15 protein-coding genes are annotated in these 15,406 nt (G+C 64.7%); 6 read left to right on the forward strand and 9 right to left on the reverse strand.

Features of this window, described 5'->3' with window-relative positions; genetic code table 11:
- Positions 1-44: 44 nt before the first annotated feature.
- Positions 45-1,583 carry a L,D-transpeptidase gene (locus tag QX071_RS33165; RefSeq protein ID WP_315706678.1) on the reverse strand — a complete coding sequence of 513 codons (1,539 nt, stop codon included), beginning with the start codon at positions 1,581-1,583 and terminating at the stop codon, positions 45-47.
- Between the two features lie 157 nt (positions 1,584-1,740).
- On the reverse strand, positions 1,741-3,750 hold the full coding sequence (uvrC, locus tag QX071_RS33170) for an excinuclease ABC subunit UvrC (protein ID WP_315706702.1): 2,010 nt from the start codon (positions 3,748-3,750) through the stop codon (positions 1,741-1,743).
- A 292-nt stretch (positions 3,751-4,042) separates the two neighbouring features.
- Between uvrC and QX071_RS33175 the strand changes: the two genes are divergently transcribed.
- The gene (locus tag QX071_RS33175) at positions 4,043-4,663 is read left to right on the forward strand and encodes a porin family protein (protein ID WP_315706679.1); all 621 of its coding nucleotides are present in this window, start codon (positions 4,043-4,045) and stop codon (positions 4,661-4,663) included.
- Between the two features lie 212 nt (positions 4,664-4,875).
- Here the strand turns inward: QX071_RS33175 and QX071_RS33180 are convergent, their stop codons facing one another.
- The 4 genes from QX071_RS33180 to QX071_RS33195 all read right to left on the reverse strand — a co-directional run bounded on the left by QX071_RS33180 (position 4,876) and on the right by QX071_RS33195 (position 7,644).
- Positions 4,876-5,091 carry a cold-shock protein gene (locus QX071_RS33180; protein ID WP_315706680.1) on the reverse strand — a complete coding sequence of 72 codons (216 nt, stop codon included), beginning with the start codon at positions 5,089-5,091 and terminating at the stop codon, positions 4,876-4,878.
- 241 nt (positions 5,092-5,332) lie between these two features.
- Positions 5,333-6,205: a 23S rRNA (adenine(2030)-N(6))-methyltransferase RlmJ gene (locus tag QX071_RS33185; protein WP_315706681.1), complete on the reverse strand. Its 873-nt coding sequence runs from the start codon at positions 6,203-6,205 to the stop codon at positions 5,333-5,335.
- A 112-nt stretch (positions 6,206-6,317) separates the two neighbouring features.
- The gene (locus tag QX071_RS33190; protein WP_315706682.1) at positions 6,318-7,049 is read right to left on the reverse strand and encodes a ribonuclease T2; all 732 of its coding nucleotides are present in this window, start codon (positions 7,047-7,049) and stop codon (positions 6,318-6,320) included.
- Positions 7,050-7,179: 130 nt separating this feature from the next.
- The gene (locus QX071_RS33195) at positions 7,180-7,644 is read right to left on the reverse strand and encodes a hypothetical protein (protein WP_315706683.1); all 465 of its coding nucleotides are present in this window, start codon (positions 7,642-7,644) and stop codon (positions 7,180-7,182) included.
- Between the two features lie 165 nt (positions 7,645-7,809).
- Between QX071_RS33195 and QX071_RS33200 the strand changes: the two genes are divergently transcribed.
- Positions 7,810-8,127: a hypothetical protein gene (locus tag QX071_RS33200; protein WP_315706684.1), complete on the forward strand. Its 318-nt coding sequence runs from the start codon at positions 7,810-7,812 to the stop codon at positions 8,125-8,127.
- 35 nt (positions 8,128-8,162) lie between these two features.
- On the forward strand, positions 8,163-8,735 hold the full coding sequence (locus tag QX071_RS33205) for a DUF3617 domain-containing protein (RefSeq protein ID WP_315706685.1): 573 nt from the start codon (positions 8,163-8,165) through the stop codon (positions 8,733-8,735).
- A 110-nt stretch (positions 8,736-8,845) separates the two neighbouring features.
- Here the strand turns inward: QX071_RS33205 and QX071_RS33210 are convergent, their stop codons facing one another.
- The 3 genes from QX071_RS33210 to QX071_RS33220 form a co-directional block, all read right to left on the reverse strand.
- Positions 8,846-10,234 carry an ATP-binding protein gene (locus tag QX071_RS33210; protein WP_315706686.1) on the reverse strand — a complete coding sequence of 463 codons (1,389 nt, stop codon included), beginning with the start codon at positions 10,232-10,234 and terminating at the stop codon, positions 8,846-8,848.
- A 220-nt stretch (positions 10,235-10,454) separates the two neighbouring features.
- Positions 10,455-11,186, reverse strand: a complete 732-nt coding sequence (locus tag QX071_RS33215) for a response regulator transcription factor (protein WP_315706687.1) — start codon at positions 11,184-11,186, stop codon at positions 10,455-10,457.
- Complete coding sequence (locus QX071_RS33220) at positions 11,183-11,737, reverse strand: MarR family winged helix-turn-helix transcriptional regulator (RefSeq protein WP_315706688.1); 555 nt, start codon at positions 11,735-11,737, stop codon at positions 11,183-11,185. Before QX071_RS33220 ends, QX071_RS33215 begins: the two co-directional genes overlap by 4 nt.
- 331 nt (positions 11,738-12,068) lie before the next feature.
- Here QX071_RS33220 and QX071_RS33225 point away from each other — a divergent pair, with 331 nt between their 5' ends.
- The 3 genes from QX071_RS33225 (at position 12,069) to QX071_RS33235 (ending at position 15,300) form a co-directional block, all read left to right on the forward strand.
- Positions 12,069-13,148, forward strand: a complete 1,080-nt coding sequence (locus QX071_RS33225) for a branched-chain amino acid aminotransferase (RefSeq protein ID WP_315706689.1) — start codon at positions 12,069-12,071, stop codon at positions 13,146-13,148.
- A 340-nt stretch (positions 13,149-13,488) separates the two neighbouring features.
- Positions 13,489-14,952 (forward strand): histidine--tRNA ligase, encoded by a 1,464-nt coding sequence (hisS, locus tag QX071_RS33230; RefSeq protein WP_409977781.1) that lies wholly within the window; start codon positions 13,489-13,491, stop codon positions 14,950-14,952.
- A gap of 144 nt (positions 14,953-15,096) precedes the next feature.
- Positions 15,097-15,300 (forward strand): tautomerase family protein, encoded by a 204-nt coding sequence (locus QX071_RS33235; RefSeq protein ID WP_315706691.1) that lies wholly within the window; start codon positions 15,097-15,099, stop codon positions 15,298-15,300.
- The last annotated feature ends 106 nt before the right edge of the window (positions 15,301-15,406 follow it).

A 15,406-nucleotide genomic window follows, 5' to 3' on the forward strand; every position in this document is an offset into this window, starting at 1 on the left:
CTCCTTCGAGAGCAGGCGGAGGCGTGTATCCGCCCTGGCGCGCCTTACCAGGAGGGCCAAAACCCCTGTTGTTGCATCGGGCGATAATTCTGGCCGCCGCGCCGACGGGTGTAGGTGGGCTGCGAGTCCCAGCTCTGCTGGTAATAGGACCCGTAGCCGTCGTCGTACGTATCGTCTCTGCTCACGATGTCGGCCGTCGGCTGACGGGTGATGAAGCCGCCCTGGGGCTGGTTGCTCAGCACCGCGACGAACTCGGTGCGATAGTTGGTCTCCTCGCTGAGCGGCTCATCCGAGACCACGATCGAGGAGCGCGGCAATGCGGTGGGCGCGATCCGATCGAGCACCTCCTGCGGGATGGTGATGCGGTCGAGCGCAGTCTTGGCGTCGTCGCCGTTGTCGATCGTGACCACGCTCCAGCGCAGGCCCGCACCGTTCTGTGCCATCGCCGTGAACACATGCGTGCCGATCGGCCTGTTGGGATCGCGGATCGTGACGGGAACCTCGATGCTGGTATCGAACACCTCGCCGCCGCCGTCCCGCGCCGGCTTGTGCGTGTTGCGCCGCACATAGAGCTTCTGGGTGGCGCGGCTGATGTAGACCGAGACCGGCTCGAGCGCGAGCTTCGCCTCGGTCGCCGCCTTGGCAGTTTCGGCCTTCCTGGCCTCCGCCGCCTTGGTCGCATCCTTCGTTGCCGCGGCAGCATCGAGTTTCGGCTTCGAGTCGGCTTTGGCGGCTTCGAGCTGCGTCCCGATATCGGTGGCCTTGAGGGCGGCCTTTTGCTTCAGGTCCTCGGCGCGCGCTTTGGCCTGGTCGGTTTTCGCCGCGGCGAGCAGCTTGTCGGTGTAGGCGAGCTCGGCGTCGGCGCGAGTCTTGGCCCTTTCCAGCTTACGTAACGAGGTCGTGAGCGAGGTCGCCTCGCGCGAGCTCGCGGCGGCTGCCTGCTTGGCCTGGTCGGCCGCCTGGGCCGCGTCCGCGGCCTCGCGCGCCAGCGTCTCGGCACGTCCAGATGCGGCGGCCAGCGCCTGCGCATTCGGGACGAGCAGCGCCGGGTGGGAGATTTCGACCGGAGCCGGATCGTCGGGCGCAATGATCACCCGCATCCCGATGCGCGTCTTGTCGAACAGGTTCTGCGCAAAGCCGTAAGGCATCCGCACGCAGCCATGCGAGGCCGGATAACCGGGCAGCGGCCCGCCATGCAGCGCGATGCCGTTCCAGGTCAGGCGCTGCATGTTCGGCATCCAGGCGTCGTCGTAGAGCGTCGAATGATGGTCCTTGTCCTTCTCGATCACGGCAAAGACACCCGCCGGCGTCTCGCGCTCCGTGATTCCGGTCGACACCGGCGCGCGATAGATCCACCCCTCGGCGTCGTAAAACGTGACCTTCTGAGCCTTGATCGACACGATCGCCATGATCGGCTCGCCGGCCTCGCGCGGCGCCACAGCCTCCGCGGTGTGGGCAGGGCGCGCCTGCCGTGCCCCGGCATGGGCGGTCAACGCAAGCGTTGCTGCAAGCACCCCGATGGCGGAGAGCCCCCAGCGCCGCATCGTTCCGGTGGATTGCGGCGCCGCTACTCGATTGACCATGTCATGCCCCGGTTGAGATGCCTGTCCCGCGCCTGCCTCGGATTCGCGGTCTATATGTTCGATCTTACATTTGGGTGAAGTAAGGCGTCGCTCCGCTTGGACCACAACGGACGTCACAGGCGGTCTGTTCCGCGCCCCTCGCTTGTCAATACATGCCCTAATTCGGCTGGCTGTGGAAATACTCGAAGATCTTGCGCGCGCTTTCGGCCGAGACGCCGGGCACCTTGCCGAGATCGGCCATCGAGGCGCGCTCGATCTCCTTCAGCGTGCCGAAATGCAACAGCAGGGCGCGCTTGCGGGCGGGACCGATGCCGGGGATCTCCTGCAGGCCGGCCTCGCGGATGTCCTTCTTGCGCAGCTTGCGGTGCGAGCCGATCACGAAGCGATGCGCCTCGTCGCGCAGCCGCTGGATGAAATAGAGCACGGGATCGCGCGGCTCGAGCTTGATCGCCTCGCGCTCCGGGATGAACAGCGTCTCACGGCCGGCGTCGCGGTCCGGACCCTTGGCGACCGACATCAGCGCGACATCGGTGACGCCGAGCTCGCTGAAGATCTCTCTGACGGCGTTGAGCTGGCCGCGGCCGCCGTCGATGATGACAAGGTCGGGTCGTTGCGGGACATCGTCCTCCTTGGCGCGCGCGGTGTCCTTTTCCGACGGCGACAACAGCCGCTTGAAGCGGCGCTGCAGCACCTCCTTCATCATCGCATAGTCGTCGCCGGGCGTCAGCCCTTCCGACTTGATGTTGAACTTGCGGTACTGGTTCTTCATGAAGCCGTCGGGGCCGGCCACGATCATTGCGCCCACCGCGTTGGTGCCCTGGATGTGGCTGTTGTCGTAGACCTCGATCCGCTTCGGCACGGTCGGCAGGCCGAGCGTGGACGTCATCGCCTCCAGCAGCCGGCTCTGCGTCGCAGTGTCCGCGAGCTTGCGCCCCAAGGCCTCGCGCGCATTGGTCAGCGCGTGGATCACCAATTCCTTCTTCTCGCCGCGCTTCGGCGTCGTGACCTCGACCTTGTGGCCGGCCTTGACGCAGAGCGCCTCGGCCAGCAGCTCGGTCTCCTCGATCTCGTGCGACAGCAGGATCAGTTTCGGCGGCGGCTTGTCGTCATAGAACTGGGTGAGGAACGCCGCCAGCACCTCTTCGGGCGTGAAGGTCTTTTCGGCGCGCGGGAAGTAGGCGCGGTTGCCCCAGTTCTGTCCGGTGCGGAAGAAGAACACCTCGACGCAGGAATAGCCGCCTTCCTGATGGATGGCGAACACGTCGGCCTCTTCGACCGTGCGTGGATTGATGCCCTGCTGCGACTGGATCGCCGACAGTGCCGCGAGGCGATCGCGATAGACCGCCGCGGTCTCGAATTCGAGCTCGCTGGAGGCCTTCTCCATCTCCACCGCGAGCAATTGCTTCACCGCATGGCTGCGCCCGGAGAGGAAGTCGGTCGCCTCGCGCACCAGCTCGGTATAGCCGGGGAAATCGATCTCGCCGGTGCACGGGCCGGCGCAGCGGCGGATCTGGTAGAGCAGGCAGGGCCGGGTACGGCTTTCGAAGAAGGAATCCGTGCAGGAGCGGATCAGAAAGGCGCGCTGCAGCGCTGTGATGGTGCGGTTGACGGCGCCGGCGGACGCGAACGGGCCGAAATAGCGACCGGGCCGCGACTGCGCGCCGCGATGCTTGAGGATCTGCGGCGCCCAATGGTCGCCGGTGATCAGGATATAGGGGAACGACTTGTCGTCGCGTAGCTGCACGTTGAAGCGGGGCTTCAGCTGCTTGATGAGGTTGGCCTCGAGCAGCAGCGCTTCGGTCTCGGTCGTGGTCGAGATGATCTCGACGTTCACGGTCGCTGCGATCATGCGCAGGATGCGCGCCGGCAGCGGTGCGTTGGCCCGCGCATAGGACGACAGGCGCTTTTTGACGTTCTTGGCCTTGCCGACATAGAGCACGTCGTTGTTCGCATTCAGCATGCGATAGACGCCAGGCGAAGTCGGGGCCAGCCGCACCGCCTTCTCGATCGCCTCATGGCCGATCGCAAGCGGGCCTTCGGCAACAACCTCGGTGCTTTCCTCGGTCAGCTCGGGCAGGCGCCCTTCCTCGTCCTCGTCGGTCGAGGATGCGGCTGGATCGATGTCGGGGGATTCCAGGGGCTGCGGCGAGGCGTCGGCGCGCTTCATCTCGGGCACGGGCGCCTTGGGTGGATCGGAGCTGTGGGTGGCCATGGATACGAATTTAAGCTTTGGGGGCTGCGCATGCCAGCACGCGGCGGCGCCCATGCACAGGCGCGGCGGTAACCGTCCATTAAGGACGTTAAGCGGCCGGTAACCGCGCTTAATGAGGCTTTAACCTCAAACTCTCGATAAATCTTCACGAAAAAAGCTGGAGTTCCGTAACCATGCCGGTCAGGTGCGCTGCCTCGTGCAGGCGCCGCACGCAGCCGGCGGGCACGGGTGTTGCGTGGAGTAGGTCATGAAGAGGTTCGTCGCCGGCGCGGTTGCGCTCGGGGCGCTGGGAACGGTGTCGGCGCAGGCCGCCGATTTCAACTATGCACCGCGTCCGGGCTACACGGTGAACCAGCCGTTGAATGCCTATAGCTGGGCCGGCCCCTATCTCGGCGGCACGCTCGGTTACAGCTGGGGCGAGGTCGGCAACAATCCGACCAAGCCGTCGGGCATCACCGGCGGGATCGAGGCGGGTTACAACTGGCAGACCGGTCCCTGGGTGTTCGGCATCGAGGGCGACATCAACCTGACCGGCGCCAACGACACCTTCGCGCCCTGGAAATTCTCCAACCCGTGGTTCGGCACCGTGCGCGGCCGCGCCGGCTACGCCTTCAACAACATCCTGTTTTACGGCACCGGCGGTCTCGCCTTCGGCGAGCTGCGCGGCGAAACCTTCGGCCTGTCCGAATCGCATTCGACGATCGGCTGGACCTTGGGCGCAGGCACCGAATTCGGGCTGGCGCAGAACTGGACCGCCAAGATCGAATATCTCTATGTCGATCTCGACAGCAGCAATTTCGTGGTTACGGGGGCGAAGAACGACTATCGGTTTGGAGTGGTGCGCGCAGGCATCAACTTCCACTTCTGATAGGAAGAAGAAACCGCAAAAATCATAATCTCCCGGCCGCGCGCGGCCGGGATTTTTTTGCATCATCTACGCGAATGTCGGCTGCGAGCTTCGCCGCACACGAGCCGGCTGCGCCGTCCGCGGCTCCAAGTTCAAACGACAAACAAAAGGACGTTCGTATTCCTCGCCTTCGCACTCCGCCGCAAACTGCGGACGAGTGTCGATCAGCGGCCTTACGACGACAGCACCAGATTGACCGCCTTCGGGCCCTTGCCCTTCTTGTCCGGTTCAACCTCGAAGCTGATCCGCTGTCCTTCAGTCAGATCCTTCAATCCGGCGCGCTCGACCGCGGTGATATGCACGAACACGTCGCGCCCGCCATCATCCGGTTTGATGAAGCCGTAGCCGCGTTCACCATTGAAGAACTTGACCGTACCCGTCATTGGCATCGGGAAACTCCTCCCCCCGCATTGCTTCCTCCACTGCGCGACATGCGCAGCGTCCGACCGGGCATCACTGAATCGGAAAGCGTGGCCACCTTTACGAGCCGACATTGTATGTGTCGGGTCGCTCGGATTCTTGTTGGGCCTTGATCACCCCGCCGCAACCATTCGCGGAAGCGGAACGTAAAGCCAGTCTACAATCAGTTATTTTACTACGGTTCCTCGGCAATTGCCTATGGATTTTCGACTAATTGCCAGCCCCGGCTTTAGGGAACTCGAGCCGGAAGCGCGCTGCACCGCCCTGGCCGAGAGGTTTCTCCAACTCATGGAGGATGACCTTAAGCTCGTCATGCAACGTCCAGGGCGGGTTCACGACCAGGAGGCCGGTCGTGGCCAGCCCCTCTCCGGCGACCTGCGGCGCCACGCTGAACTCGACACGTAACAACTTACCGGGCGGTTTTGCCGCCGCCGCCAGCCCCGCCACGTGCTGCACCAACTCGTCGGTCGCACGGCGGCTCTTTGCTGGATACCAGAGCAAATAGATACCAGTCGGCCACTTGGCGAATGCGATTGCGAAGCGCTCGCCCAACCGCTCGAATTCATCCTTCGCCTCGAAGGGGGGATCGATCAGCACGAGGCCGCGCCGTTCGTTTGGCGGCACGAAAGCCGGTAGCGCCACCCAGCCATCGAGATCGACGACGCGGGCCTGGGTATCGCGCCGCAGCACGTCGATCAGATGCTTGCGCGGGACAGGTGCGAGCTCGCAGGCCGTCATCCGGTCCTGCGGCCGCAGGAGGGCGCGCGCGATCAAGGGTGAACCGGGATAGGCGGCGAGCTCGGCCTTGGGATTGAAGGCCCGGACGATGTCGAGATAGGGGGCAACCAGAGCAAGCGCCTGATCGGAGAATCGCGCCTGCATGATGCGGGCAATTCCGGTCCGCCATTCGCCGCTGCGGCTGGCCTCCTCGCCCGTGAGGTCATAGAGACCCGCGCCGGCATGGGTGTCGATCACGCGGAACGCGGCCGGCTTCTCCTGCAGATAGATCAGGATGCGCGTGAGCACGATGTGCTTGATGACGTCGGCGAAGCCGCCGGCATGAAAGGCGTGACGGTAGTTCATCGCTGTGAGTTACGACGTCTTGCGACGAAAGTAACCCTGCATCATCACGGAAACAGCGCTCATCAGCGATGGCGCCGTTCCAGGGATTACGCCTTGAACGAGATCGCGGGCCTCAGCCGCCGCGGATTGGCGGCATCGTGACTTCGTCGCGGCGGCAGGCCTGGCGATCGATCTCATCGCAGGAGCGGAACTGCAGCTCCTTCGAGAGGCAGATCCTGACCTCGCTGAGCCGGGTGCGGTTGCAGGTCACGGCGACGGCGGAATTGGTGAGGTTGGGATTGGCCTTGACGAAGGCCTCCTCGACCGCGGCCGGCGTCACCGTCTTGGGCTCGGACAAGTCGAGGAATTCCGGCGGAATCTTGATCACCGCCCGAGCCTTGCGGATGGTCTCGAAATAGGCCTTGGCCGGCAGTCCGGAGCAGGTGCCGTGCTTGTCCCACTCGTTGTAGATCAGCCCCGGCGCCGGCATCAGGTCGAGCATCGAGACCATGATGTTGCGCGGCAGCCGCGGCGACGGCTGCTCGCAATACTCCGGATAGCCGTTCTCATATTGCGGCCAGAGCCCGTGGACCACGAAAGAGTAGGGACGGCCGCTGCACTGCTGGGACCGTCCGCCATTGCCGCGCTCCTCGACGTCCGCGCAGAACGAGGGCGACCAGGACAAGGACAGCACGTAAAAATCGAATGCGCCCGGTGCGTTCTGGCGGCGGTCTTGCGCCTGGGCTGGCGAGAGCTGGGCCGACCACAGGGTGATCCCGCTGAGCGCGAGAGCGGCGAGGATCTGAATTGTCCGCAGTCCGCGGCCGGAGTAGGTGGGCAGGCGATCAGACAACCGATCCAACATGACGAGCTCCCAGGAACATGGCGAGAACTCTACCAGGAGGCGAAAGAACAATTCAAGAACAAAATTGGAGCCGCGCGCCGGCGAAAGCCTGCGACGCGTCTCGTCCAGTCCCGTTCAGTCGGTGGGAGTCTTAGGGCTTCGCCGCGCGGCAGGCGGGGTTGAAGGCCCAGTTGCGGTCGAGGCCGACCACGCAGAATTCGACACCCTCGCCGTAACCGGCAAAGCCGGCATCCTCGATCAGCGAGAAATTGACGGTGCGCGCCTTGCCGTCGCTGATCATCGCGGTGCCGGTGCAGTAGCGTCGCGGAATATTGTCGGACTGCCAGGGCCGGAAAGCGATTTCGTGGATGTTTGAAAAGCCCGTGATGGTCAACGAGGAATTCCAGAACGTGCTTTCCTTGTCCCGGAAGTCGCTGGCGACTCTGGACAGGGCCGATTCGCAGGGGGACAGGCGGCCATCATATTTCGGACCCGACAGCCAGAAGTTCAGCTCGAGCGGGTTGGCAGCCTGCGCTGGGGCAACAGCCGTGACAACGCCGAGCACCGCGCCGCAGACAGCGCCAATGGTCTTGAACGAGATGCTGAGGTCGCGCATAGGCCATCCGCAAAGCTGGAGAGAAGAACGGAACGTGCCGTGCCGGCCTGATGAGGTCAAGTGCAACGCGGCAACACTCCACGACAAGTCGGGGACTCCGCGCGCGGTGTTCTTTTCTTGCGCGGACAGCCCATTTAGGATGGGAGCTAACCGATGGAGATTGCAATGCTGATGACGAAGCCCAGTTTTTTCGACGTCGTTTCCAAGGCCGTCGGGCTGATGGCCGTGGGCGTCGCGCTGGCTGCAGGCCCGGCTCGGGCCGACTGGGTGCCGGCATTCAAGGGTAATGACACCGGCGGCATCATCGCCTATTCGCTCGCCCAGACCACCGATGCCAGGCAGTTGGCGGTCGACCACTGCGCGTCCTACGGCAAGGTGGTCAAGTTCCTGGCGGTGGACGCCCGGTATGGCGGCTATTTGTCGTTCTCGTGCCGTTGGGTGCCGTACGGCTCGGCGCAGCGTCCGTTGCGCACGCTGTACTGAGCCGGTCTGGAATCACCCGGGAAGCTGAGGCGAATATGATCCGCGGACAGGTCGGCGCGAAGCTGTTGGGATGCAGCGTGCTGCTCGCGGCATCCCTCAGCAACGCATTCGCCGCCGAGCTGCCGACCCGCAAGCCGGGGCTTTGGGAAATGAAGATGGTCAGGACGGGCTCGCAGATGCCCGACATGACCATGCAGCACTGCACCGACGAGACCACCGACAAGGACCTCAACAACATGGTCTCGCCGATGGCCAAGCAGATCTGCTCCAAGCAGGACGTGCAGAAGACGCCGACCGGCTATGTCGTCGATTCGGTATGCAGCATGCGCGGCGTGAACACCGCCTCACATGCCGAGATCACCGGCGACTTCAACTCGGCCTACACGGTGAAGACGACCTCACACAGCGAGGGCGTGAGCAATGTCGTGCGCGACACCAGCCTGGCCAAGGTCCTGCGCGACACCACGATGACGATCGAGGCGAAGTGGTTGGGGGCCTGCAAGCCGGGTCAGAAGCCCGGTGACATCGTGATGCCAGGCGGTGGCTTCAAGCTGAACGTCAAAGACATGGACAAGCTGAAGGCATTGATTCCCGGCGCCAAGCAGTAGGCGGGATTCGAGCGCAGGCACAGGGGCATCACTGAGGCCCCGGCGACACCCGAGCGTCCGATTCCTACACTCCGCGAGCCTGTCGCTTGGCTGCCGTGCTTTTGCAGCCTTCACACCGGAATGCGCACCGTCGCGCGCAGGCCGCCCGCCGGGCTCTCGCCCAGCATGATGTCGCCGCCATGGGAGCGGGCGATGTCGCGGGCGATCGCAAGCCCGAGACCGGTGCCGCCCTCGTCCTGATTGCGCGCATGATCGAGCCGCAGGAACGGCTTGAACACCTCCTCGCGCATCGCCTGCGGAATGCCCGGGCCGTCATCATCGACGGTGATCGTGAGGTAGCGGTGATCGCGATGGCCTGAGATCGCGATCGTGTCGGCATAGCGCGCCGCGTTGGACACGAGATTGCCGAGACAGCGCTTCAGCGCCTGCGGTTTCACCGTGACGACCGGCAGGCCCCGGAATGCGACCGAGGCCGTGTGGCCGTTGCGCTCGGCATCGCTGCGCAACTCCTCCAGCGCGTTCGAGATGTCGGTCGGTTGCGCCACCTCGCCGCCGTCGCCGCGAGCGAAGGCGAGATAGTCTTCCAGCATGCCGGACATCTCGTCGATGTCCTTGCGCATCGCATCGATCTCGGGGCCGTCGCCGAGCAAGGCGAGCTCGAGCTTGAAGCGGGTGAGGATGGTGCGCAGGTCGTGGCTCACGCCGGCGAGCATCGCCGTGCGCTGGTCCATGGTGCGCTCGATCCGGGCCTTCATTTCCAGGAAGGCGTGCGCCGCCCGCCGCACCTCGCGCGCGCCGCGCGGCCGGAAGTTCGGGGCTTCGCGGCCCTTGCCGAAGCTCTCGGCCGCATCCGCCAGTCGCAGGATCGGCTTGATCTGGTTGCGCAGGAACAGCACCGAGACGATGAGCAGGATGGACGAGGTGCCGACCATCCAGAACAGGAAGATGTCGGTGTTGGAGGCATAGGCCGCGCTGCGCTGCGCGAACACGCGCATCACCGCGTCGTCGAGCGCAATGCGGATCTCGACCAGGTTGGAGCGGCCGACGGTGTCGATCCAATAGGGCCGGCTGATCTGCCGGCCGATCTGGCCCGACAGCGACTGATCGAGCAGGTTGAAGAACGGTTTCGGCCCTGGCGGCGGCATGTCGCCGGCGGGCAGGAAATCAACCACGAGATTGAGCCGCTGCTGGGCGATCCGCCGCAGCATCGTGCGGTCCTTGTCCTGCGGATAGCCTTTGTAGATGTCGATCAGCGCCGCGATGTCCTGCACGACGGCCGTCGAGAGTCGTCGCGTCACCGTGTTCCAGTGCCGCTCCATGAACACGCCGGCCACCACCGTCTGCAGGATCACCATCGGCACGATCATGATCAGGAGCGCGCGTGCGTAGAGCCCGGTCGGCATCCAGCTCTTGAACGCATGGCCCATCCAGCCGTTCGCAGCCGACACGCGGCGCGAGGCAGTGCGGATGAACGCTAAGCCGGTGTCGAGGGTGGTCATGTGAGTCGGACGGCGGCTTTCGCACCGACAACGGCGCCGCGAATCCGGGACACCTCTCCCCTGCGGGGAGAGGTCGGATTGCATAGCAATCCGGGTGAGGGGGAGCTCTCGATCGAAAGACCGTAACCCCTCACCCCAACCCTCTCCCTACCGGAGAGGGAGCGCAACGCGCTTGTGGCTCGGTATGATGCCATCATCGGAAATCGATCTCTCACGCACGTCACCCCGCCACCATCAGCCGATAGCCGATGCCGCGCACGGCCTGCAGGAACAGCGGATTGGCCGGATCGATTTCGATCTTGCGGCGGAGCCGGTTGATCTGCACATCGACCGCACGCTCGTTCACGGTGCCGTTGCCGGTGAGGGCACCGCGCGGCACGGTCTCGCCGCGGGCATTGGCGAGGATGCGCAGCATCTCGCGCTCGCGATCGGTGAGGTGGATCACCTCTTCGCCCTGCTTCAGCTCGCCCCGCGCCAGATGATAGCTGAAGGGACCGAAGGCGACCTGCTCGATCACCTCTTCCGCCGGCGGCGGCGCCGCCCGCTTCAGGATATTGCCGATGCGCAGCGCCAGCTCGCGCGGCTCGAACGGTTTGGCGACATAGTCATCCGCCCCGAGCTGCAGTCCCTCGATCCGGCTCTCCGGCTCGGAGCGCGCGGTCAGCATCACGATCGGGACCGAGGATTGGGTGCGGATGAAGCGGGCGAGGTCGAAGCCGCTCTCGCCGGGCATCATCACATCGAGGATCAAGAGATCGAAATGGAGGCCGGTGAGCTTGGCGCGGGCATCGCTCGCGCTCATCGCCGTGGTGACGCGGTAGCCTTCGGCGCGCAGGAAGCGCGACAACAGATCGCGGATGCGGCGGTCGTCATCGACGAGCAGCAGGTGCGGCGCGTCGTCGGCGGGTGTCTGCGGAGCGCGGGTGGTGATGGCGGCGAGCGGCACGATCACTCCTTTACGGTGACGACGGGCATCTTGAAGATCGCTTCCAGCACCTTGTCCGGGTCGTCGCGATCGATCATCGCGCGCAGGAACTGCTGGACCTTGTCCGCGCCTGCCGGCCCGATCTGCTCCAGCGCACGATCGATGCGCCGGGTCTGCAAGCCGGCAAGCTTGGTCACCAGCGCCTCGCCCTTGGGGGTGGCGAAAAGAAGGCGCTGCCTGCGGTCGTTGTTGCCGGTCTTCTGCACGATGTAGCCTTCGTCGAGCAGCTGCTTCAGCACCCGCCCGAGCGACTGCTTGGTGATGCGCAGCACGTCCAGGAGATCGGCGACCTTGAGCCCGGGATAGCGGGTGACGAAATGGATCACCCGGTGATGGGCACGGCCGAAGCCGAAAGCTTCCAACTCGTGATCGGCATCGCCGACGAAATCGCGATAGGCAAAGAACAACAGCTCGATGATGTCCCAGCGCAACGCCGGGTCGTCCCCAGCCGCCGCCTGGGGCTCGGAAGAGCGCGAATCGGAGCCTGGCACGGGCGTTGAGAAATTTATGTCAGCCATATTGACGTATCTTGGGTTCAATGTTACAAAACGGTCGGTTCCGACGAAATTTTAGGTCTTTTCGATCGGAGGTCAGGTTGTTCCATTGGCCCAAAGAAGCCGTCGCAGGCGGCAAAGGGCTTGGGCAGCGATCTACCGTGTTGTCGAGCGGCATTTCGGCAAACATACTGGACTTCCGCCCAGCGCAAAAGCATGTCCTCGTCGACTTGCTGGCACCGCAACCGGCCCTGGGGCCGGCGGTCGTGACGTCCGGATTGATCAAGCCAGCGGGGCCGAACAGATCGGTCGGTCCCCACAACTCGCGATGGCCAGGACAGCGGGGAAAGCAAAAATGAGTCTGACGTTCGAAATCGAGCCGGCAAGCAATCCAATTTCGGCGGAGGAGCGCGCGGCGAAGCTCGCCAATCCGGGCTTCGGCCGGGTGTTCACCGACCATATGGCCGTGGTCCGCTACACCGACGCGAAGGGCTGGCACGATGCACGGATCATCGTCCGCAGCCATTTCCCGCTCGATCCGGCCGGGGCCGTCCTGCATTACGCGCAGGAGATCTTCGAGGGCCTGAAAGCCTATAAGCGCGACGACGGCGGCGTGAACCTGTTCCGCCCCGATGCCAATGCCAAGCGCTTCTGGAATTCGGCCGAGCGCATGGCGATGGCGCCGCTGCCCGAGGACCTGTTCATCGAAGCCGTCGAGCAGGTGGTGCGGATCGACCGCGACTGGATTCCGGGCGGCGAGGGCAGCCTCTACCTGCGGCCCTTCATGATCGCGAACGAGGTGTTCCTCGGTGTGAAGCCGTCCGGCGAATATCTCTTCGCCGTCATCGCCTCGCCGGTCGGCTCCTATTTCAAGGGCGGACCCGCGCCGGTGTCGATCTGGGTCTCCGAGAAATATACGCGCGCGGCGGTCGGCGGCACCGGCGGCGTCAAATGCGGCGGCAACTACGCCGCGAGCCTGCGCGCCCAGGCCGAAGCGATCGAGCACGGCTGCGATCAGGTCGTCTTCCTCGATGCGGTCGAGCGCCGCTATGTCGAGGAACTCGGCGGCATGAACGTCTTCTTCGTGTTCGACGATGGCTCGCTGTCGACCCCGCCGCTGGGCACGATCCTGCCGGGCATCACCCGCGATTCGATCATCACGCTGGCGAGAGATGCCGGCACGGTGGTGCGCGAGGAGCCCTACACGATCGACCAGTGGCGCGCCGACGCCAAGAGCGGCCGGCTGAAGGAAGCTTTCGCCTGCGGCACCGCCGCGGTGATCTCGCCGATCGGCAAGGTGCGCTCGGCGAGCGGCGACTTCCTGATCAGCGGCGGCGAGGCCGGTCCGGTCGCCATGGGCCTGCGCAAGAAGCTGGTCGACATCCAGTATGGCCGCAGCCCCGATCCGCACAACTGGATCCGCGAAGTGAAGTAAGCCGGGCGAACCGTGCCACAGGGACGGTAGGCTCCCCTCCCCCTTGCGGGGAGGGGGCGGGGGTGGGGGTAGCTCCACGCAGACTGCCCGCGGCGCCCCCCACCCCAACCCCTCCCCCGCAAGTGGGGAGGGAGCGCACCGCATGCGCGGCGATCGGGGGCTCTCGCCACATGTGAGCAGCTCGCAGCACTGAAGCATGTCAGCGGCGGTTGCCGCCTTGTGCGACGGCTGCTACCAAGCCGCCATGTCCGACAAACCCAAGAAACCCCAGAAGCTGAAGGCGCGGCTGCCGCGCGGGCTGGAGGATCGCGGTCCCGCCGCGATCGCGGCCACGCGCGAGATGGTCGAGAAGATCCGCGCCGTCTATGAGCGCTACGGTTTCGAGCCGGTGGAGACGCCGGCGTTCGAATACACCGACGCGCTCGGCAAATTCCTGCCCGACCAGGACCGTCCCAACGAGGGCGTGTTCTCGTTCCAGGACGATGACGAGCAGTGGATCTCGCTGCGCTACGATCTCACCGCGCCGCTCGCGCGCTACGTCGCCGAGAATTTCGATCACCTGCCGAAGCCGTATCGGTCTTATCGGGCCGGTTACGTATTCCGCAATGAGAAGCCGGGCCCCGGCCGTTTCCGCCAGTTCATGCAGTTCGATGCCGATACGGTGGGGTCGGGTTCGCCCGCGGCGGACGCCGAAATGTGCATGATGGCGGCCGACACGATGGAGGCGCTGGGCATTCCGCGCGGCTCTTATGTCGTGAAGGTCAACAACCGCAAGGTGCTCGATGGCGTGATGGAGGCGATCGGCATCGGCGGCGAAGAGCATGCAGGACGCCGGCTCACAGTCCTGCGCGCGATCGACAAGGCCGACAAGTTTCCGATCGCGGAAATCAGGAAGCTGCTCGGTGAAGGCCGCTGGGATGGCGGTGAGGTCGGCAAGGGCGACTTCACCAAGGGCGCGGGTCTCGACAACAACCAGATCGAGGCGCTGCTGGCCTTTTTTGAGATGAAGGTGGCTCAGCCGGCGTTTCAAAACGACGAGCAGGATTTGCAGTTCAATGCAACGGTGCTGGGCTCGGTCGCCCAGCGGAAATTGTTCATGTCGTCCGCGGCCTATGCCGACGGCATCAATGAACTGACTGAGATCGCGAAACTCTGCAGTGCGGCTGGCTACGGCTACAGCCGCGTTCGCATCGAGCCCTCCGTCGTCCGCGGCCTCGAATACTACACGGGCCCGGTCTACGAGGTCGAACTGCTGCTCGACACCAAGGACGAGAAGGGACGGCCGGTGCGGTTCGGTTCGGTCGGCGGCGGCGGGCGCTACGATGGCCTCGTCTCGCGCTTTCGCGGCGAGCCGGTCCCCGCGACCGGCTTCTCCATCGGCGTGTCGCGGCTGCAGGCGGCGCTGACGATGCTGGGCAAGCTCGACACGCGCCCGGCGTTCGGACCTGTGGTCGTCACTGTGTTCGACCGCGATCGCGTCGCCGATTATCAAGCCATGGTCTCGCAGCTACGCAATCACGGCATCCGCGCCGAGCTCTATCTCGGCAATCCCAAGAACATGGGCAACCAGCTCAAATATGCCGACCGCCGCAACGCGCCCTGCGTCATCATCCAGGGTTCGGATGAGAAGGCGCGCGGCGAGGTGCAGATCAAGGATCTGATCGAGGGCGCCAAGGCGGCGGCCGCGATCGCCTCCAACCAGGAATGGCGCGAGAGCCGGCCGGCGCAGTTCTCCTGCAAGGAGGACGAGCTCGTTGCCGGCGTGCGCGAGGTGCTCGCGAGGCATGATGTGAACTGGGGGTAGGCATTCCGCTCTGCTGTCATGCCCGGCCTTGTGCCGGGCATCCACGTCTTGTTTGATAGGCCCAACGTGGATGGCCGGGACATTCAGGGCGAAGACGCGCTTCGCGCTTTTGCTCGGCCAGAACGAAACAGCAGGGAGCAATGCATGCCCGAGATCACCGTGAACATGGCCGCTGGCCGCACCGACGAGCAGAAGGCTGGCATGATGCGCGACATCACCAAGGCGCTGGTGACGCATCTCGGCGTCGATGCAGAAGCCGTGGTGATCCAGATCAACGAGGCGCCGCTCTCCCACAAGATGAAGGGCGGCAAGACCTTCGTCGAACGCGCGGCCGAGTTAAAGAAATAGGTCATAGCGTCATTCCGGGGCGCGCGTAGCGCGAACCCGGCGACTGTCTTAGCTGTCAAGCGATTGCTGGGTATATCGGGTGTTGTTTTTGACCATGGTGTTTGCG

This window comes from Bradyrhizobium sp. SZCCHNS1022, from assembly GCF_032484835.1.
Lineage (GTDB): Bacteria > Pseudomonadota > Alphaproteobacteria > Rhizobiales > Xanthobacteraceae > Bradyrhizobium.